At 69.4% G+C, this 20,302-nt stretch carries 12 protein-coding genes; 3 read left to right on the plus strand and 9 right to left on the minus strand.

Annotation, left to right across the window (positions count from 1 at the left end; genetic code table 11):
• Positions 1–92: 92 nt before the first annotated feature.
• Both QU603_RS13620 and QU603_RS13625 read left to right on the plus strand, forming a co-directional pair.
• A complete protein-coding gene (locus QU603_RS13620; protein WP_308491912.1) occupies positions 93–1,565 on the plus strand; it encodes an MATE family efflux transporter in 1,473 nt (490 codons plus the stop codon).
• A gap of 10 nt (positions 1,566–1,575) precedes the next feature.
• Entirely contained in the window at positions 1,576–3,108 is a 1,533-nt protein-coding gene (locus QU603_RS13625; RefSeq protein WP_308491913.1) for a molybdopterin-dependent oxidoreductase, read from the plus strand.
• A gap of 141 nt (positions 3,109–3,249) precedes the next feature.
• On the opposite strand, the gene rocD is transcribed toward QU603_RS13625, so the two are convergent.
• From rocD to QU603_RS13665, 8 genes are all read right to left on the minus strand, one after another.
• Positions 3,250–4,473, minus strand: a complete 1,224-nt coding sequence (gene rocD / locus QU603_RS13630; RefSeq protein ID WP_308491914.1) for an ornithine--oxo-acid transaminase — start codon at positions 4,471–4,473, stop codon at positions 3,250–3,252.
• Positions 4,470–5,351, minus strand: coding sequence for a dimethylargininase (ddaH, locus tag QU603_RS13635; RefSeq protein WP_308491915.1), 882 nt, complete (start codon positions 5,349–5,351; stop codon positions 4,470–4,472). Before ddaH ends, rocD begins: the two co-directional genes overlap by 4 nt.
• Positions 5,352–5,641: 290 nt before the next feature.
• Positions 5,642–8,656, minus strand: coding sequence for an alpha-mannosidase (locus QU603_RS13640; RefSeq protein WP_308491916.1), 3,015 nt, complete (start codon positions 8,654–8,656; stop codon positions 5,642–5,644).
• On the minus strand, positions 8,646–9,707 hold the full coding sequence (locus QU603_RS13645) for a LacI family DNA-binding transcriptional regulator (protein WP_308491917.1): 1,062 nt from the start codon (positions 9,705–9,707) through the stop codon (positions 8,646–8,648). Before QU603_RS13645 ends, QU603_RS13640 begins: the two co-directional genes overlap by 11 nt.
• Positions 9,708–9,749: 42 nt before the next feature.
• On the minus strand, positions 9,750–11,660 hold the full coding sequence (locus QU603_RS13650) for a glycoside hydrolase 5 family protein (protein ID WP_308491918.1): 1,911 nt from the start codon (positions 11,658–11,660) through the stop codon (positions 9,750–9,752).
• Positions 11,660–12,499 carry a carbohydrate ABC transporter permease gene (locus tag QU603_RS13655; protein WP_308491919.1) on the minus strand — a complete coding sequence of 280 codons (840 nt, stop codon included), beginning with the start codon at positions 12,497–12,499 and terminating at the stop codon, positions 11,660–11,662. Before QU603_RS13655 ends, QU603_RS13650 begins: the two co-directional genes overlap by 1 nt.
• Positions 12,492–13,481, minus strand: a complete 990-nt coding sequence (locus QU603_RS13660) for a carbohydrate ABC transporter permease (RefSeq protein ID WP_308491920.1) — start codon at positions 13,479–13,481, stop codon at positions 12,492–12,494. Before QU603_RS13660 ends, QU603_RS13655 begins: the two co-directional genes overlap by 8 nt.
• Positions 13,482–13,581: 100 nt before the next feature.
• Complete coding sequence (locus QU603_RS13665; protein ID WP_308491921.1) at positions 13,582–14,901, minus strand: ABC transporter substrate-binding protein; 1,320 nt, start codon at positions 14,899–14,901, stop codon at positions 13,582–13,584.
• A 211-nt stretch (positions 14,902–15,112) separates the two neighbouring features.
• On the opposite strand from QU603_RS13665, the gene QU603_RS13670 reads away from it, so the two are divergent.
• Positions 15,113–16,513 (plus strand): GH1 family beta-glucosidase, encoded by a 1,401-nt coding sequence (locus QU603_RS13670; RefSeq protein WP_308491922.1) that lies wholly within the window; start codon positions 15,113–15,115, stop codon positions 16,511–16,513.
• Here the strand turns inward: QU603_RS13670 and QU603_RS13675 are convergent.
• On the minus strand, positions 16,506–20,270 hold the full coding sequence (locus tag QU603_RS13675) for a proline dehydrogenase family protein (RefSeq protein WP_308491923.1): 3,765 nt from the start codon (positions 20,268–20,270) through the stop codon (positions 16,506–16,508). The genes QU603_RS13670 and QU603_RS13675 overlap by 8 nt on opposite strands.
• Positions 20,271–20,302: the final 32 nt, after the last annotated feature.

Raw genomic sequence — 20,302 nt, forward strand, 5'->3', positions numbered from 1 at the left:
AATCGATTCGATAGACTGGTGACCGCAGGCGACCGTGCATCGGTCGCCTGCCGCGTTCCCCCTTCATCCGTCTTCTCCCGCCGAGAGGCCTCATGGCCACCACCCTCACCACGGGCCGTCCGTGGCGCGTCATCCTCGCCTTCGCGGTCCCGCTGCTGATCGGCAACGTGGTGCAGCAGCTGTACCAGTTCGCCGACACGATCGTCGTCGGTCGCCACCTGGGCGTGGATGCCCTGGCGGCGGTGGGCGCGACCGGCAGTCTGCTGTTCCTGCTGCTGGGATTCGCGTGGGGACTGACCAGCGGATTCGCGATCCCGACGGCCCAGGCGTTCGGCGCCCGCGACGAGGCCGGCGTGCGCCGGTCCGTGGCATCCGGCGTCATCCTCACCGGGGCGACCACCCTGCTGCTCACCGTCGGCGCCCCGCTGATCGCACGCCCGGTGCTGATGCTGCTGCAGACGCCCGCAGAGCTTCTGGACGACGCGACGATCTTCACGCAAGTGAGCTTCCTCGGCGCGGGCGCGACGATGTTCTTCAACTACCTTGCCGCCATCATCCGCGCGATCGGCGACTCGCGCACGCCGCTGGTGTTCCTCACGCTCGCGTGCGGGCTGAACGTCGTGCTCGTGGTCGGGTTCGTCGGCGTGATCGGCTGGGGGGTCGCCGGGGCCGCTCTGGCCACCGTCGTCTCGCAGGCGGTGTCGGTGCTGCTGTGCCTGCAGTTCGTGCGCCGCCGCATGCCGGTGCTGCACGTGCGACGCGCCGACTGGCGCGTCTCGCGCACGGATCTCGCCGAGCATCTGCGTCTGGGGCTGCCGATGGGCTTTCAGGCATCGATCATCGCCATCGGCACGCTCACAGTGCAGGTCGCACTGAACGTGCTGGGTGCGGATGCCGTGGCCGCCTACACGACCGCCTCGCGCGTGGATTCCCTGGCCGTGGCCCTGCTGCAGTCGCTGGGTCTTGCCGTCTCGATGTACGCCGCCCAGAACCTCGGCGGACGACGCCCCGACCGCATCCGCCGCGGGGTCGTGCAGGCCGTGTGGATGTCGGTGTTCGCCTCGCTCGCCCTCGGCGTGCTGCTGGTCTCGTTCGGCACGCAGATGGTGCGCGTGTTCATCGGCGACGGTTCGGACCAGGTCGTGCACCTCGCGCACCTCATGCTCATCATCAACGGTGTCAGCTACAGCGCACTGGGCGTGCTGTTCGTGCTGCGTGGGGCTCTGCAGGGTCTGGGCCACACGCTGGTGCCGACCATGACCGGCGTGATCGAGTTGGTCATGCGGGTGGCCGCCGCAGTCCTGCTGGGGGCGATGGTCGGCTACCCCGGCGTCGTGCTCAGCAACCCGCTGGCCTGGCTCGGGGCCGCGGCGCTGCTGATCCCCGCGTACATCCGCGTGCACCGCCGGCTGGCGGCGATGCCGATCGCTCCCGAGCTGGCGACGGAGACGACGCCGATCGCGGTGATCGGCCCGACCGACGGGTCGATGGTGGTGGACGCCGTGATCACGCAGTCGATACCGGCCGTGACCTCGGCACAGGCGCGACGGTCTGCGCGGACGTAGGCTCGGTGTCGTGGACGGATCGAGGCTGCGCGCCGCGCTGGCGGGCATCGCCGCCGTGGTGCTCGGCGCCGGCGTGGGCGAACTCATCGCCGCGTGGCTCGCGCCCTCGTCGAGCCCGCTGGCATCGATCGGCGCCGCGCTGATCGATCTGGCGCCCGGCTGGGCGAAGCAGACGGCGATCGGCCTGTTCGGCACGGCTGACAAGGTCGCCCTGCTGATCGGGATCGCCATCGTGCTGGTCGCGGTCGCCGCCGGACTCGGCATCCTCGAATCACGCGTGCGGCGCGCGGGCGCCCTGCTGTGCGGACTGCTCGGAGTCGCCGGCATCGTCGCCGCCGCGACCCGGACGAACGTCTCGGCCATGGCGTGGCTGCCGTCGGCGGTGGCGGGCGCGGTGGCCGCGTTCACGATCGGGCCCCTGGTGCAGGCCGCCGATGTTCCGCACCGCTCGTCCACCCCTGAGTCGGGGCCGCCGATGGATCGTCGCCGCTTCTTCGCCGTGACCGGTGCCGTCGCACTGGTGGGGGTCGCCGCCTCGGTCGGAGGTGCACTGCTGCAGACGGGTGCGCGCGCGGCTGAATCGGCGCGGCGGGCGCTGCGCCTGCCGACGCCCGTGCGCACCGCCGCACCGATTCCGGCGGGCGCCGATCTGCGCGTCCCCGGGCTCGCCCCGCTGGTCACCCCCGCTGCGGACTTCTACCGCATCGACACGGCGCTGCTGGTGCCCCAGGTCGACCCGGCGCAGTGGTCGCTGCGCATCCACGGCATGGTGGACCACGAAGTGACGCTCACGTGGAACGAACTGCTCGCACTCCCGCTCGAAGCCAGCTGGACGACGCTCACCTGCGTCTCGAACGAGGTGGGCGGCGACCTCATCGGCAACGCGAAGTGGCTGGGCTACCCGATCCGCAATCTGCTCGCGCAGGCGAGCCCCCACGCCGACGCCGACATGGTGCTGTCGACCTCGATCGACGGGTTCACGGCATCCACTCCTCTGCCGGTGCTCACCGACGACCGTGCGGCCATCCTCGCGGTCGGGATGAACGGCGCTCCCCTGCCGCCCGAACACGGCTTTCCGGTGCGCATGGTCGTGCCCGGCCTGTACGGCTACGTCTCGGCGACCAAGTGGGTCACCGACCTCGAGGTCACCCGGTTCGACCGCGCCTCCGCGTACTGGACGCACGAGGGGTGGGCTCCGCGTGGGCCGATCAAACTCGAATCACGCATCGACGTTCCCCGCGCGACCGGGGACGTACCCGCAGGCAACACCGTGATCGCCGGCGTCGCCTGGCAGCAGCACACCGGCATCGCCCAGGTCGAGGTGCAGGTGGATGACGCGGCCTGGCAGCAGGTGCAGCTGGCTCCCGCGATCTCGGACGACACGTGGGTGCAGTGGCGCCTGCCGTGGCACGCCGAACCCGGCGATCACACCATCCGGTGCCGAGCGACCAACCGTCACGGTCAGCTGCAGACCTCGCGCAAGGCCTCGCCGGTGCCCGACGGCGCGTCGGGGTGGCACGAGATCAGCGTGCACGTGGCGTGAGGCCCCCCGCGAGACAAGGGATCGTCCGTCAGACCGGGGATTCTCGGTGAGATAAGGGCCACCGTCCCCGGTCTCACCGAGAATCCCCGGTTTGGCGAAAGAGCCGCGCGGCGGCCTGCCCTGCAGGGCGGCCGGCGCAGCTCAGGCTTCGAGCACGACCTTCAGCTGCTCGACGGCCCAGTCCAGCTCCGTGGCGCGGATCGTCAGCGGCGGTGCGATGCGGATCGTCTGTCCGTGCGTGTCCTTGACCAGCACACCGCGCGCCAGCAGCCGCTCGGCGACCTCGCGGCCCGTTCCGATCGACGGCTCGATGTCGACGCCGGCCCACAGGCCCGCTGCGCGCACCTCGGTCACGCCGTGGCCTATCAGCTCGTTCAGCTTCTGCGCCAGGTGCTCGCCCAGCAGCGCCGCGCGCTTCTGGAACTCACCGGTCTTCAGCAGCTCCACGACCTTGATGCCCACGGCCGCAGCCACCGGGTTGCCGCCGAACGTCGACCCGTGCTCGCCCGGGTGGATCACGCCGAGCACATCGGCGTTCGCCGCCACCGCCGAGACCGCGACGATGCCGCCGCCCAGGGCCTTGCCGAGCAGGTACATGTCGGGGACGACCTCTTCGCGGTCGCACGCGAACGTCGTGCCGACCCGGCCCAGGCCTGCCTGGATCTCGTCGGCGATGAACAGCACGCCATGACGGGTGCAGATGTCGCGGACGGCCTTCAGGTAACCGGCGGGCGGGATGATGACCCCCGCCTCACCCTGGATCGGCTCGATGAGCACGGCGGCGGTGTCGGACGTGATGGCCGCCTCGATCGCGTCGGCGTCGCCGAAGGGAACCGAGACGAATCCCGGCGTGAACGGGCCGAAGTCATCGCGGGCCGTCGGGTCATCGCTGAATCCGACGATCGTCGTCGTGCGGCCGTGGAAGTTCCCCTTCGCCACCACGATGGTCGCGGCATCCTTCGCCACGCCCTTGACCCGATACGCCCAGGCCCGCGCGGTCTTGATGCCGGTCTCGACGGCTTCGGCGCCCGTGTTCATGGGCAGCACGAGGTCTTTGCCCGTGAGCTCGGCCAGCGCGGTGGCGAATTCGCCGAGCTTGTCGTTGTGGAACGCGCGGCTGGTGAGCGTCAGTCGCCCCAGCTGCGCGGTCGCGGCCTCGATGAGGGCAGGATGCCGGTGCCCGAAGTTCAGGGCGGAGTAGGCCGACAGCAGGTCGAGGTAGCGCTTGCCCTCGACGTCGGTGACCCACACTCCCTCGCCTTCGGCGACCACGACCGGCAGCGGGTGGTAGTTGTGGGCGACGTGCGCGTCTTCGTTGCGGATGATCCGCACAGCCGTGGTGTCCAGTGTCGTGGGCGTGGTCATGACCTGCCTCCTCGCAGTTCGAGCGTGCAGCACTTGATGCCGCCGCCGCCGAGCAGCAGCTCCGACAGGTCGATGTGCACGGGGTTGTAGCCGCGTTCGCGCAGCTGCGCGTCGTAGCCGGTCGCACGCGGCGAGATGAACACGTTCCTGCCGTCGCTGGCCGAGTTCAGTCCGAACACGGCCCCGTCTTCGTCGGCGACGCGGATCGCGTCGGGGAAGCGCTCTTCGAGGATGCCGCGGCCGCGGTCGTCGAACGCGTTCGGCAGGTAGGCGATGTTGGCGGCTTCGACGCCACCGGGTCCGACCACCGGGTCGAGCACCGCGATCGCGGTGTCGAGGTGGTAGAAGTTCGGGTTCACCAGGTGCAGCGAGACGACCTCACGGTCGAACACGTCGGCGATCTCGCGGTGGCTCTCGATGGAGGAGCGGAAGCCGTAGCCGGCCAGGATCGTGTCGCCGGCGAGCAGGATGTCGCCCTCGCCCTCCTGGGTCGCGATGGGTTCGACGACCTCGAAGCCGTGCGAGCCGAACCAGTCCATGAACGGCTGCTCCTCGCCGCGGCGCTCGCCGACGCTGAAGCGCACACCCAGAGCCTTGCCGTCGATGATGAACCCGCCGTTGGCCGTGTAGACCATGTCGGGCAGACCCTCGATCGGGTCGATGACCTCGACGTCATGTCCCAGAGACAGGTACGTGTCGTACAGCGTCTGCCACTGCCGCACGGCCTTCGGGGTGTCGGTCGGGTCGGCCTTGTGCATCCACGGGTTGATCTCGTAGCTCACCGTGAAGTACGCCGGCTTGCACATCAGGTAGCGACGATGCTGCTGGATGCGCCCGGATGACGGGGCCCGGTCGACAGCGGTTTCAGAAAGCGACATTCTGCTCCTCACAGGACGTGTGCGGCGGACGCCGTCCTCGGGCCCGGCGGAAGTTCGACCCACCGGGTGGGGAAGATGCGACACGGGCACGCCGCATCCATTCTCTCACCGAGGGCCGAGTGCGCCTCTCAGCGACCTCCGGGTTGGCTGTGGTGGGCGTTCCCCGCCGTGCGCAACTGCGGGGACTTTCACGGACGCGCCGAGATCCGGGCACCCTGCGCGGCGTGTCGCCCAGCATCCCCGCCGTTGTGCTCGCGGCAGGCCCGCGGCCGCAGCGCCGCAGGGCCGTGTCAGGCCCGACGCACGCGCAGGGTGCGGATCTGGAACGGCCGCAGCTCGAGCGCCACCGAAACTCCCCCCTCGGTCTGCTGCGACGCCACCGCGTCGCCCGGACGCTCGAGCAGGTCGGCGGCCACCACCGAACCCGCCGGCAGGGTCAGCACCGTCCGTGCCCGTCCTCCCCGCGTCTCGTACACACGCACGACCAGGTCGCCCGACCGATCGTCGGCGAGCTTGACCGCGCTGACCACGACAGCGTCGTCCGACGAGCGCACGAGCGGTTCGACAGCCGATCCCACCGCTTCGATCACCGGCGCGGTGAATCGGGATGCCGCGGCCACGGCATCCGGAACACCCGCACCGACCACCACACCGAACCGCATCCGCTGCACTCCCTGGTCGGTGCGCGGGTCGGGGAAGCGCGGTGCACGCAGCATCGAGAAGCGTGCATGCTGGACGATGCGCCCGTCGTGCGCTGTGCGCGTGACGTCGAACCCGTAGCTGCAGTCGTTCAGGAACGCGACGCCGAACCCGGGCTCCTCGAGCAGGAACCAGCGCTGCGTGTGCTGCTCGAATTTGGCCGCATCCCACGACGTGTTCTCGTGCGTGGGACGTGTGTGGTGGCCGAACTGGGTCTCGGCGACCACCTGGTCGCCGAACACGTCGACGGGGAAGGCGAGCTTGAGGAACTTCTCGGTCTCGTGCCAGTCGATCGAGTTGTCGATCACGAGCGTGCGCCCATCGTCCGAGAGCGTCAGCCTCTGCCCGATCGTGGATGCGCCGAAATCGGTGCGCACCACGATCGCGTCGCCATGCAGGCTCGCCACGCCCCCGGCGATGTCCTGGCCCATGCCGCGGTAGTGCGTGTCGACATCCCACGCATCCCACTTGTTGGGGAAGTCCTGATGCAGCTGCAGCAGGTTGCCGACCTCGCCCGCCGGGATCGCATCGCGGCCGCCGGCCCGATCGATCGCGCTGATCACGTGCCCTGCGGCATCCACGACCACGCGCACCGCATCGCTTTCGAGCACGAACGTATCGCCGTGCGCATACGCGCGCACGGTCGCGCGCGGCTGCCCGGCCCCGACCGCGCCGGCGGGCACACCCCGCTGCGTCACGGCTGCGGGGTTCACGATCACGTGGCCGGCCGGCGCACCCCCGGCATCCACTGCCCGCACGCCCAGTGCCGCCAACGCCTGCTCGATCACTGCGTGAAGCGTGTGCGCGAGACGTTCGTAGCGCTCTGCGGCCTCACGATGCACCCACGCGATCGACGAGCCGGGAAGGATGTCGTGGAACTGCAGCAGCAGCACCTCGCGCCACGCGTCGTCGAGCACGTCGAAGGGATACTCCGCCCCCGCACGCACGGCGGCGGTGGCCGCCCACAGCTCGGCCTGGCGCAGCAGCTGCTCGCTGACACGGTTGCCCTGCTTCATCTTGTGCTGGGTGGTGTAGGTCGCGCGGTGCAGTTCGAGATACAGTTCGCCCCGCCACACGGGCGGGTCAGGCAGTTCGGCCTTCGCGCGCGCGAAGAAGTCGTCGGGCGTCTCCCACCGCACCTTCGCGCTGCCCTCGAGGTCAGCCAGGCGTGCGGCCCGCGCGATCATCTCGCGTGTCGTGCCGCCTCCGCCATCGCCCCAGCCGGTGGGCGCGAGCGACGACGACGCCTCGGCCTTCTCACGGAACTGCTGTGCGGCGCGGGCGATCTCCTTGCCGGAGAGTTCCGCGCCGTACGTGTCCATCGGCGGGAAATGCGTGAAGATGCGCGTGCCGTCGATGCCCTCCCACAAGAACGTGTGGTGTGGAAACGTGTTCTGCTGGTTCCACGACATCTTCTGGGTGAGGAACCATTCGTAGCCGGCCCCGGCGAGGATCTGCGGCAGCGCGCCGGAGTAGCCGAAGCTGTCGGGCAGCCACGCGCCGCGGCACTCGATGCCGAACTCCTCGCCGAAGAACCTCTGCCCGTAGGCGATCTGGCGGATGAGGGACTCGCCGCCGGGCAGCACCGCATCCGACTCCACCCACATGCCGCCCACCGGCACGAACCTGCCCTCGGCGACGGCCTGCTTCACACGCGCGAACACCTCGGGCCGCTCGTCGCGCAGCCACGCGTACTGCTGCGCGCTGCTCATCGCGTAGACGAACTCGGGGTGCTCATCCAGCAGCGTCACCATCGAGCTGGTGGTGCGGGCGACCTTGCGCACGGTCTCGCGCAGCGGCCACAGCCACGCCGAGTCGATGTGCGCGTGGCCGACGGCACTGATCAGCTGCGCGCTCGCATCGGCGGGCGCGGCAAGCGCCGGGGCGAGCTCTGCGCGGGCGGCCGAGGCGGTGGCCGCCACGTGCTGCAGATCGACGCGGTCCAGCGCCCGGTCCAGCGCCCGCAGAATGCGCGCGCGGCGCGTGGAGTCCTCCGGCAGCTCGACGGCCAGCTGCAGCAGCACGTCGATGTCGTGCACGAGCTCGAAGACCTCCGCTTCGAACACGCACACATCGACCCTCCGGATGCGATAGAGCAGCTCGTCGCCGGCGGTGTCCCAATCGCCCCGTTCGGTCGGCAAGAACGGGTGATGGTCCAGCAGCACCGGGTTGGAGGCGCCCTCGATGAAGAACTCGATCTTCTCGTCGGCGACGGCGCGTGCGCTGATCGGCACCCACTGCGCGCGCGGGTGCAGCGAGCGCACCGGAGTGCCGTCGGCGAGGTACACGAGACCCTCGCACTGGAACCCCGGCATGTCGACGTCGAAACCCAGGTCGACCACAGCCTCGACACGCTTCTGCGTGAAGGATGCCGGCACCCGGCCGGTGACCTGGAACCAGGTGGTGTCCCACGCCCGCCCCCACGCGCTGCCCACAGGCAGGGGTTCGAACGGGCCGGCCAGTCCCTTCGCGACAGGGATCGGCTCGCCGTTCACGCGATGCGCGGCGAGCGTGAGCGGGTGCGGATCGGAGTGGACGGCGGGGCGCAGGCGCTCTTCGAGGACCCGGGTCGCCCGGCCGATCGTCAGCTTCTGGTCAGCGTGCATGGGATCCCTCCTGACAGGCCGGTGCGCTCGTCTTGCGCACGATCAGCGTGCTGGGAATGGCCGGCTCGGGCTGCTCGGGCTCGGATTCGATCGCGCGCAGCAGCAGTCGGGCGGTTCGCCTGCCCTGTTCCTCCGGGTGCCGCGCGAGCGCCGTGATCGAGGGCACCGAGATCTCACACAGCATCGAATCGTCCCAGCTGACCATCGCCATGTCGGCGCGGCCGGCGTCTATGAGCATGCGCTGGATGCCCAGAGCCATGACGTCGTTCGAGCTGATCACCGCCGTCGCCCGTCGCCACTGCGGCAGTCGCTCGGCCACGACGCGCTCGGCGCCGGCACGCGTGTAGTCGCCTTCGACGAACATGACGCGCATACCGCGCTCGACGGATTCGGCGGCGACGGCGTCGCGGCGCGCGACCTCGTGCGCGAGTGCGAGCGGCCCGGTGACGGCGACGATCTCGGTGTGGCCGAGGGCCGAGAGATGGTCGACGATGAGGCAGGCGTCGGTGACCAGGTCTTCGATGACCCGCTGGCCGGTGTCGGGGTCGATGCGCAGCCCGTGCATGACGAACGGCATCCCCAGCGACTGCAGCAGCGCGGGGCGGGGATCTTCGATGAGCCGGTCCAGCACGATCACGCCGTCCACGCGCCGCTCGACGCTCCACCGGCGATACACGTCGATGTCACGGCCCTCGACCTCGCTGTCCTGCGCCCTGCCGACCATGCGCAGCATGAGGGACTGACCCGCCTCCGACAGCACCGACTCCACACCGCTGAGCAGGTGCATGTAGTACGGCTCGTTGCCCAGCAGCTCGGGGTCCCGGCGCAGCACCATGCCGATCGTGTCGGTGCGCGACCGCGACAGCGCGCGCGCCGACGAGCTGGGGTGCCAATCCAGTTCCCGCGCCAGCGCGAGCACGCGCTCGCGGGTCGCCTGGCCGACGCCGGGCCGGCCGTTGAGCGCATACGACACCGATGCGACCGACAGCCCGAGCCGGCGGGCCATCTCGTGAATGGTCACACGCACGGCGGGCTTGTTCTGGTTGTCCATCGATGCCACTCTTCCATGCCCCGCCGCGTGCATGCGAGACGGTCAGCGGATCTCGTACACCGCCGCACCGTATCGCCCCAGCGTGAGGGATTGCGTCGCGACGCCGTCGAGCGTGCACAGCACACCGGATGCCACGACCGGCCGCACAGTGCATTCCTGTGCGTGCTGGCTCGTGAACACCGCAAAGGTGCGTCCGTCGGTGTGCGCGAGGGTGTCGACGAGCACTCCGGGGTCGTCCACCACGATGCCGCGCCGCACCCCGGCCCGCTCGGCCAACGCGTCGTACAGCCGCCACGTGTCTTCGGGGTTGACCCGCGGCGCGCGCGCAGCGAGGTACTCCAGCGGATACGTGCACAGCAGCGCATACCCGTCCCCGTGGCTGCGTCCGACCAGTGCGGGTCTGCCATGGGCGTCCACCGCGATCACCTCGCCGCCGGTCACGGTCACCGGCAGTCGGGCGCGCGCATCGTCCGTTCCCGCCGCACGCACCTGCAAGCGGTCCCCGACGCGCAGCGAGCCGAAGTCTGCGGTCAGCTCGATCGTGACGACCTCGTCTTCGATGGGCTCCACGATGCCGTATGCCGTGTCGACGCGCGCGCCGAACAGCTCCTCGGTGAACGCCCACCACGGCCCGCGCTGCTCTGCCGCCTCACCGGCGCAGTACGACGCGTAGACGACGGCTCCGGCATCGGCGAGATCGCACAGCTGTCGCCAGGTCGGTCCGCACAGCTGCTTGACCGACGGCAGCAGATAGAGCCGATGGCCGGATGCCACACCCCCGTCCGCGCTCTCGCGCTCGACCGCGATCGGCACGTGCGCTTCGCGGGCGGCGAGGTGCGCCTGTTCACCGACGGCGACGATGAGGGCGCGCTCGGCCTCCTGCGTGAACGGGTAGTCCTCGGCCAGGTGCGACGGCAGGATCAACGCCGTGTCAGCGGACGACGGCCGCAAGCCTGCCACATCCATCGCCTGCAGGTCCGCCGCGAACCGCTCCAGTTCGAGCAGCGCCGGCTTGGGGCGGCCCGCCGCGTCGGTGATGCCGAAGTGCAGTTCGAACGGATGATGCGAGTACGGGCGCTCGGCGACGAGATCGTCGAAGTCGGTGTTGTTCCAGGCGATCCAACCGACGGCCCCCGCCGTCAACGAGTTGTACAGCTGCTGCCGGTAGTAGTCGGCGGCGCCGGTGGCCGACACGTACGCGTCGGTGACACCGAATTCCTCGAGCACGACGGGCCGATCGCCGATGCGGCACAGCTGGGCGACCCACGCCGATTTCAGGTTCTGCCGCACCTGGTCGGTCTCCATGCGGTACACGTGGGGGCCGGCGAACTGCGACAGCTGCGCGAGCTCGCGCAGCCGGAACCCGTTGTCGTGCCCGGTGGTCTCGATGCCCCAGGCGCCGTCGCCGACCGACACCGGCTGGGTGGCCCCGGCGGCCCGGATCGCATCGACGAGCAGCTGCGCCCAGGCGGTGACGAGCTCGTGCGGGGCCTCCCCTCCGTAGATCGGCACTTCGTTGCTGAGCAGCCAGCCGGCGATGGCCGGGTGCTCGTGGAACCGCGCGGTCAGCTCGCGCACATACCAGGCCTGCCGGGCGACGAACCAGACGTCGCGGTAGAGATCGCGGCCGCCACGCCACGCCGGATCCCAGTTCTCCCCCGACATGTGCCCCACGATGAACGTCGGAATCGTCGTCATCCGCACCTCGACGTGCGCGTCGAGGAAGTCCGCGAAGCGCGCGACGCAGTCCTCGTCGAGCCGATCCGGCGCCGGGTGGAAGTCGGGCCAGAAGAAGAACGAGCGGGTCACGGTCAGCCCGTGCGCGGCCAGCATCGCCAGTTCTCCGCGGACGACGGCCGGGTCGTACCGGTCCGTCCACATCCGCGGACCGCCCGCCCGCGACCAGAAGTTCGCACCCAGCCAGAACGGAGCACGCCGGTCATCGGCATCCATCACTTCACCGCACCCGCCGTCAGCCCCGCGACGAAGCTGCGCTGCAGCAGCAGGAAGACGATCACGATCGGAACGCTCACGGCGAGCGAGGCCGCCATGATCTGGTTCCAATACACGTTCACCTGCGTCGAGTACTGCTGAAGTCCGATCGCGAGCGTCTGCGTGTCCCCGTTGGTCAGCACCGACGCGAACAGCAGCTCGCCCCAACTGGTCATGAAGCTGTAGATCGCGACGGCCACCAGGCCAGGGCGTGCGGCGGGCAGCAGCACGTACCACAGCGCCCCCATCGCGCCGGTGCCGTCCACCTTCGCCGCTTCGTCGAGGTCACGCGGGATGCCGTCGAAGTACCCCGCGAGCATCCAGATCGAGAACGGCAGCGCGAACGTCAGATACGTGATCACCAGTCCCAGCCGGGTGCCGATCAGGGGGATCCCGGTGGCATTGGTGACATTGATGAAGATCAGGAACAGCGGCAGCAGGAACAGGATGCCGGGGAACATCTGCGTCGACAGCACGGTGGTCGTGAAGATGCTGCGGCCGCGGAACCGCCAGCGCGAGACCGCATAGGCGGCGAAGACGGCGATCACGAGGCTCACGAGGGTCGCGGCCGTGCACACGATGAGGCTGTTCAGGAAATACTGCGCCAGCGGCACCGTCTGCCACATCTGGATGTACGGCTCGAACGTGATGTGCTGCGGCCACCAGCTGAAGCTGTCGAGCACTTCGCCCAGCGGCTTGACCGACGAGGTGACCATCACCCACAGGGGAAAGAGGGTGAACAGGCTCAGGATGACGATGGTGGCGACGCGGAAGACCCGGGCCCCTCTTGTCTCACGCACGCTTGGACCTCCGGTTCACGAACAGCAGGTAGGCGACTGTTACCAACAGGAGGAACAGCAGCAGCAGCACCGACATGGCCGAGCCGTAGCCGAAGTTGAATGTCAGGAACGACGCGTTGTAGATGTGGAACGAGATGAGATCGCCGGCCGGCGGCTGCGCGGTCTTGCCGAACAGCACGAACGGCGTGTTGAAGTCGTTGAACGTCCACAGGAACATGACGAGCACCAGCACGACGTTCACCGGTCTCAGCATGGGCAGCGTGATCGAGCGCCACTGCCGGAGCGGCTTGGCCCCGTCGACGGCGGATGCCTCGTACAGATCCTCGGGGATCGATTGGAGTCCCGCCATCAGCATGAGGAACGCGAACGGCCAGAGCCGCCAGATCGCGACGATCACCAACGCCCAGAAGGCGTTTCCGCCGATCAGCCAGAACGGTTTGGTGCCGGGCAGGTGCAGGTCATCGAACAGCAGGTGATTGAGCGCACCGGTGTCTTTTTGGAACATGAACTTCCAGGCGATGATGCCGGCATACACGGGGATCGCATACGGGATCAGGAACAGCGTGCGGAACAGCCCGCGGCCGGGGAAGCGCCGCTGGAGCGCCACGGCCGCAGACATCCCCGCAATCCACGAGATGCCGACGACCAGGATGGTGTACCCGCACGTGACCAGAAAGGAATGCAGCAGTGCCTGCCCCACGACGCCGTTGACGTCGACGAGGACCCGGTAGTTGCCCAGGCCCAGGAACGGCGCTTCGCTCCAGTTCTGCAGGTACTGCTGCGTGAGCTTGACGAAGCTCATCCAGATGCCCGTGACCATCGGAATGATGTGCACGAGCAACTCGAACACGATGGCCGGTATCAGCAGGACGTACGGCAGCCACCACCGTACGCGTCTGCTGCGACGGTGCGGCCCGGGCATCGTTCTCGGTGCCTTCGTGCCCGGGCCGTCTTCGGCCCGCACGGATGCGTTCGCGGACATTCCGCGTCTCCTCCCAGCGTCCGCCGCCGGGCACGGCAACCCACTCACCCCATTGAGGAGAGGTGGCGTCCGTGCCCGGCTGCGCGGTCGGCGGCCCTTGTCAGCCTGCGGCTTCGACCTGTTGCTGAGCCGAGGTCAACATCGAGGCGATGTCCGCGTTCGTGACATTCTTGCCCGTCGCGATCTGCGCGAACAGGTTGCTCAGCCCCTTGCCGATCGTGCTCTCGAAATCGGCCTCGCTGGCCACCTGCGGCAGCGGCTTGGAGTGGTTCTGATAGGCGTCCATGAACGCCTTCGCCTCAGCGGCGTCGGTGGTGAAGTCCGCCTTGGCCCCCTGCAGCACCGGAAGGACCGAGTAGGGGACGGCCAGCTCGGACTGCACAGCACTGCTGGTCATGTACTTCACGAACTGCAGCGCCTGCGGCAGATGCTTGGTGTACTTGAACACCGACATGTTGATCCCCGCGGGGAACGTCGAGATCTGTGCGGCAGCGCCCGCCGGAGCCGGCAGCGCGACCACGCCCCAGTCGCCGACCTTCATCCCATCGGCCTTCAGCGTCGTGTCGGCGTTGTTCTGGCTGAGGAACATCGCCGCCTTGCCCGATGCGAAGTCGCTCGAGGGCTGCGCGTCACTGTCGTACTGCGCGTTGGAGGGGTTCACGATCTTGTCGGTCTGCATGAGGGCGAGGTACCGCTGCAGTCCGGCGACGTTCTCGGGCGTGTTGAAGGTCGGCTTGCCGCTGGCGTCATAGAACGCGCCACCGTTCTGGGCCGCCGTCAAGAAGGCGAAGTGGATGTTCTCGGTGTAGCTGGCCGCCGCGAGGGTCAGCCCCCACTGAGCGCCGTGCGTGAGCTTCTTGCCGTCGGCGACGAAATCCTCCCAGGTGGTCGGCGGCTGGAGGCCTGCCTGCTGGAACAGCGCCTTGTTGTAGTAGAGGCCGTAGGCCAGGCCGTACAGCGGAACGGAGGTGGGGGTCTTGCCGGGCGCCCCGCCGGCATCCAGCGCGGTCTTTACGAAGCGGTCGAGGCCCCCGATCGCGCTGGCGTTCTTCGAGTCGAACGGCACGAAAGCACCGGTCGATTGGAAGGAGGTGCCCCACGTGTTGCCGATGTTGACGACGTCCGGGCCCTGGCCGCTCGTGACGGCGGTCTGGATCTTGGTCTGCAGATCGTTCCATCCGATCACCTGGAGGTCGACCTTGATTCCGGTCTGCTTCGTGAAGTCCTTCAGAATCGGCGTCAGCACCTCTTTGTCGTTCTGCAGGCTGGAACCCTGATTGCTGGCCCAGTAGGTGAGGGTCGTGCCGCTGTTGCCGCCGCTGGCGCCGGTACCGCTGGACCCGCCGGAGCATCCTGCCAGCAGCATCGCCATCGCTGCTGCGATCGTGGTTGCCGCGACCGCCTTCTTCTTCGCTTCCACCCCTGACTCCTTCGTCTCGCACGGCCGGCCTGCGGCCGCGACCGCCTCGCTCCGGTGCCCGGGACGGGCCACCGCTTCCATGAGGAGGATCTGAGCAGTATTCTAACTTAACCGGTTCGGTTGTGTTCCTGAGGATTTGCTTTCAGCACTCTCTGCGCAGTCGTTTCCCCGTGACACACCGACCGGTGCGACAGAAGGATGGCGAGTCGACATGTTCCCCGAACGGTTCCTCTTCGGCACGGCGACGGCCTCGTATCAGATCGAGGGCGCCGTGCACGAGGACGGGCGCGGCCCCTCCATCTGGGACACCTTCAGCCACACACCGGGCAACGTGGCCCACGCCGACACCGGAGACATCGCCTGCGACCATTACCACCGGCTCGAAGAGGATCTCGACCTGATGGCATCGCTGGGGATGGACGCCTACCGCTTCTCCCTCGCGTGGCCGCGCATCCAGCCGAGCGGCCGCGCACCGGCCAACCCGGCAGGTCTCGCGTTCTACGACCGTCTCGTCGACGGGCTGCTGGCCCGCGGCATCCACCCCGTCGTCACGCTCTATCACTGGGATCTGCCGCAGGCGCTGCAGGATGCCGGGGGCTGGGCGGATCGCGACACCGCGGCGGCATTCGCCGACTATGCCGCTGTCGCAGGCGAGGCGCTCGGCGATCGTGTTCAGATGTGGACGACGCTGAACGAGCCGTGGTGCTCGGCGTTCCTCGGGCACGGTTCGGGCGTGCACGCCCCCGGCATCACCGATCCGGTGACGGCACTGCGCGCTGCGCACCATCTGAACCTCGCACACGGGCTCGCCCTGCAGGCGCTGCGGGCGCGGGTGCGCGCGGACGCGCAGTTCTCGGTGGCGCTGAACCTGCATGTCGTGCGCCCCGACCGCGCCGATGACGCCGGCGACGTCGACGCCGCGCGGCAGATCGATGCCGTCGGAAATCGCATCTTCCTGGATCCGATGCTCGCAGGCGCCTACCCGGACGATCTGCTGGCCGACACGGCGACGGTCACCGACTGGTCGTTCGTGCACGACGGCGACCTGGCCCGGATCCACCAGCCGCTGGAGGCGATCGGCGTCAACTACTACTCGACCAGCCGCGTGCGCCGCTGGGACGGCGTCGGCAGCAACAACCACTCCGCCGGTCACAACACGTCGACGGCGTCGCCGTGGCCGGGCGCCGCGTCGGTGCAGTTCCTGCCCCAGCCCGGGCCCTACACCGAGATGGGGTGGAACATCGACCCGAGCGGCCTGTACGAGCTGCTCATGCGCATGCACCGCGAGCACCCGCAGCAATGGCTCCTGGTCACCGAGAACGGCGCGGCGTTCGCGGATGCGGTGACCATGAGCGACGGGCACCCGGTCGTGCACGACCCGGACCGCATCGACTACCTGCGCCGGCACCTCGCGGTGGTGCAGCAGGCTCGCGACGACGGTGCCGATGTCCGCGGTTATTTCGCCTGGTCGCTGTTGGACAACTTCGAGTGGGCGTACGGGTACGACAAGCGCTTCGGCCTCGTCCGGGTCGACTTCGACACCCTCGCGCGCACGCCGAAAGACAGCGCGCTCTGGTACTCGCGCCTGGCGCGCTCTCGCACGCTCAGATGATGTCCTGACTCCAGTCGTCGGGGTTGCCGAAGCGATGCGCGGTGATCGCGATCGCCTGCTCGTGCAGGAACGGCAGCAGCTCGAGACGCCCGGCCGTGGTCACCTCGTTGTCGTAGACGGCGAGGTCGGGGTTGCCGTGCACCGCCTCGGCGAGCGCCGCATGCAGCCGGGCCATGGAGTCCGGTCGGCCCACGAGCCGCACGCGCGGCGGGGTGGATGTCTCATCCGTGCCGCTTGCCGCGGCCGCGGCATCCCTCGCCCCCCGCGAGGCGCCGACCCGCTGCATCCACTGCACGTCGGTCTCCACGAACACGGCCACTCCCTGCTCGGACAGCACACGACGCACGGCCGTGGGAAGCCCCGAGGCCAGCGACAGCGTGAACGCGCCCCCGGCGCGAACCCCTGCCAGCGCGACGCGCAGCACTTCGTGCAGTGTCGCATCGGGGGTCGCGCGCACGGCGACCGGCAGAGCGCGATAGCGGAACAGGTTGCGCTCGACGCCCAGGTGCGAGACATCCTTCACCTGGCCGAACTCACGGTCCCAGGCCACGGCATCCGACAGCGCCGCGCGCCGCAGCCACTCGAAGGCCTCGAAGTCCATCGACGGCTGCGCAGCCTCGATGATCTCGGTGAGCCGGTTGTCCAGCCCCCGCAGGTGCAGCGTCTTGGACACGGCAGCACCGGTCGAAGAACGCCACGAGCCGAGGCCGATGAGATAGTTCGGACCGCCTGCCTTCGTGCCGGCGCCCACCGACGACCGCTTCCAGCCGCCGAAGGGCTGGCGCTGCACGATGGCACCGGTGATGCCGCGGTTGACGTACAGGTTGCCGGCCTGGACGCCGTCGAGCCAGATCTGCAGGTCCTGCGGGTTCTGCGTGTACAGACCCGCCGTCAGACCGTACGCCACGCCGTTCTGGATGCGGATGGCCTCGGCCAGCGTGCGCGCATGGACGATGCCCAGCACCGGGCCGAAGAACTCCTCGAGGTGGAACCGCGACCCCGGCTGCACGCCTTCGCGCACACCGGGCGTCCAGAAGCGTCCCGCCGTCTCGGGGCCGAAGTCCAGCGGCTGCGGTTCCACGAGCCAGCTCTCCCCCTCGGCGAGAGTGGTCAGCGCCCACTGCAGCTTGCCCTGCGGCTTCTCGATGACCGGGCCCACCTCGGCCAGCGGGTCCGACGGCGGGCCCACGCGCAGCGAGCGCACCGAGTCGATCAGCTGCCGGCGGAAGCGCTCGGAGCGGGCGACCGGGCCGACGAGGATCGCCAGCGACGCGGCCGAGCACTTCTGCCCGGCGTGCCCGAACGCGCTCTTGACCAGATCGGATGCCGCCAGGTCGAGGTCTGCGGACGGCATGATGACCATGGCGTTCTTGCCGCTGGTCTCGGCCAGCACCGGCAGGTCGGGGCGCCACGAGCGGAACAGCGCCGCCGTCTCCCACGACCCGGTGAGGATCACGCGGTCGACGTCGTCGTGTGTGATCAGCTGCCGTCCGAGATCTCCCTCATCGATGTCGACCAGTGCCAGCACGTCACGGGGAACACCGGCCTCCCACAGCGCCTCGCAGATGACGGCCGCGCAGCGCCGGGCCTGCGGCGCCGGCTTGAACACGACACCGGAGCCGGCGGCCAGGGCTGCCAGCACACCGCCGGTGGGGATCGCGATCGGGAAGTTCCACGGCGGCGTGACGACGGTCACCTGCGACGGCACGAACACGGCCCCGGCGACACTGTCGAGCTCACGGGCGCCGGCGGCGTAGTAGTTCGCGAAGTCGACGGCCTCGCTGACCTCGATGTCACCCTCGGAGAAGACCTTGCCGGTCTCGCTGGCGGCCACCTCGATGAGTTCGCCCCGGCGCGCCTCCAGCGTGCGCGCGGCGGCCTGCAGGACCACTCCGCGATCGACGGCGGGACGTGCGCCCCACGCGGAGCCGGCGGACCTGACCCGTGTGACGATCCCATCCAAGACGTCGGCGTCGGTCACCCGGGCCGACGCCAGCGTCGCGTCGCCGGCGATGGAGGTGGAGATGCGCCCCAGGATCTCGCGCGCCCACTCACGGTTGACCGGCAGCGCGGGGTCGGAGTCGGGGGTGTTCGCGAATCCGGGCGCGCCCACGGCGCGAGTGCCGGACTCGCGGGGTGCGAAGTCGGCGGTCTCGGTGAACCGTTCACCGCCGAACACCCGCTGGGATCCGGTGATGCGCAGCGACCCCGTCGTGACCGGCGGCGCGGCCGCGGCATCTTCCACCGCGTCTTCGGCGATGGCCGAGACGGCCTCGGTGAGCGACTCGTCCGACACCTCGACTGCATCGCGCAGGCGCCGCGCCGCGGCACGCGCGCCGATCGCGGCCACCTCGGCGGTGCGGTCCTGTGTGCGCAGCGGCCCGGTGTGCAGCTCGGGGTCTGCCGCACGCTGCATCGAACCGATGAAGCGGTCGCGCTCGCGGTCGAACAGTGAGACGTCGTCGTGCAGTTCGAACGCCGCCGACAGGAAGTTGTCGGTCGAGGCGTTCTCTTCGAGGCGCCGCACCAGGTAGCTGATCGCGACGTCGAACTCCTTGGGCTTGACCACCGGCACGTACAGCAGCACCTGGCCGACCTCGCGCGAGACGGCCTCGACCTGACCCTGCGCCATGCCCAGGAGCATCTCGAACTCGATGCCCTCGCGCACGCCGCGCTCGCCCGCCAGCAGCCATGCGTAGGCGATGTCGAACAGGTTGTGACCGGCCACTCCCAGCCGTACGGCGGCGGTGCGCTCGGGCTGCATGGCGGCATCCAGGCAGCGCAGGTAGTTCGCGTCGGTGTCGAGCTTGCGGTCGTAGGGCGCCTGGTCCCAGCCGTGCATGACGGCGTCGACGTGCTCCATCGCCAGGTTCGCGCCCTTGACCAGTCGCACCTTGATGGGGGCCCCGCCCGCGTCCACCCGTCGCTGCGCCCAGGCGGTGAGTCGGTCCAGAGCCGGCAGCGCGTCGGGCAGGTATGCCTGCAGAACGATACCGGCCTGCATGCCGGCGAGCTGCGGGTCATCGAGGATGCGGGTGAACACCTCGATCGTGAGGTCGAGGTCGCGGTACTCCTCCATGTCGAGGTTGATGAACGTGCCCGACTGCGCGGCCGTGCGATAGAGCGGATCGAGGCGCTCGACGACGGTGTCGACGACCTCGTCGTACGCCCACATCGACAGGTGGCTGACGACGGCCGACACCTTCACCGACACGTAGTCCACGTCGGGCCGGTGGATCAGCTCGTGCACCCCCTGCAGGCGCCGTGCGGCCTCGGTCTCGCCGAGCACCGCCTCACCGAGCAGGTTGAGGTTCAGTCGGTGCCCGCCGCCGCGGATCTTCTCCAGCGCGGGGCCGAGCTTGTCGGGCCGGGCGTCGACGATGAGGTGGCCGACCATGCCGCGCAGCACGCGCCGGGCGATCGGCACCACCGGGTAGGGCAGGATCGGGGCGACAGCGCCGCCCACGCGCACCGCTGCGCGCAGATACCAGGGCAGGAACGACGGCACCAGCGGCGCGACGCGTCGCAGGTTGGATGCCGCCGCCGCGAGGGATTCGGGACGCATCACGCCGTCGACGAACCCGATCGTGAACGGCAGACCGTTCTCGTCCTGCAGGACACCCGCCAGCTTCTGCGCTGCGGGGTCGACGTCGGCCGCTGCCGCCTCGTTCACCCAGCGCTGTGCGAGGGCGATCGCCTTGTGGGCGATTTCGGGGGCGTCGGGCCGGGGGGTGAGGGGCATGGTTGCCTCAGTCATGTGCACTCCTGTCCGGATGGTTCCAGACTGCA

The organism is Microbacterium terrisoli (genome assembly GCF_030866805.1).
GTDB lineage: Bacteria > Actinomycetota > Actinomycetes > Actinomycetales > Microbacteriaceae > Microbacterium > Microbacterium terrisoli.

Coding starts and splice junctions, on each gene's coding strand:
- QU603_RS13645 (WP_308491917.1), bottom strand. CDS start 9,707: ATGGACAACCAGAACAAGCCCGCCGTGCGTGTGACCATTCACGAGATG.
- QU603_RS13640 (WP_308491916.1), bottom strand. CDS start 8,656: ATGCACGCTGACCAGAAGCTGACGATCGGCCGGGCGACCCGGGTCCTC.
- QU603_RS13670 (WP_308491922.1), top strand. CDS start 15,113: ATGTTCCCCGAACGGTTCCTCTTCGGCACGGCGACGGCCTCGTATCAG.
- QU603_RS13650 (WP_308491918.1), bottom strand. CDS start 11,660: ATGGATGCCGATGACCGGCGTGCTCCGTTCTGGCTGGGTGCGAACTTC.
- QU603_RS13660 (WP_308491920.1), bottom strand. CDS start 13,481: ATGTCCGCGAACGCATCCGTGCGGGCCGAAGACGGCCCGGGCACGAAG.
- rocD (WP_308491914.1), bottom strand. CDS start 4,473: ATGACCACGCCCACGACACTGGACACCACGGCTGTGCGGATCATCCGC.
- QU603_RS13675 (WP_308491923.1), bottom strand. CDS start 20,270: ATGACTGAGGCAACCATGCCCCTCACCCCCCGGCCCGACGCCCCCGAA.
- QU603_RS13620 (WP_308491912.1), top strand. CDS start 93: ATGGCCACCACCCTCACCACGGGCCGTCCGTGGCGCGTCATCCTCGCC.
- ddaH (WP_308491915.1), bottom strand. CDS start 5,351: ATGTCGCTTTCTGAAACCGCTGTCGACCGGGCCCCGTCATCCGGGCGC.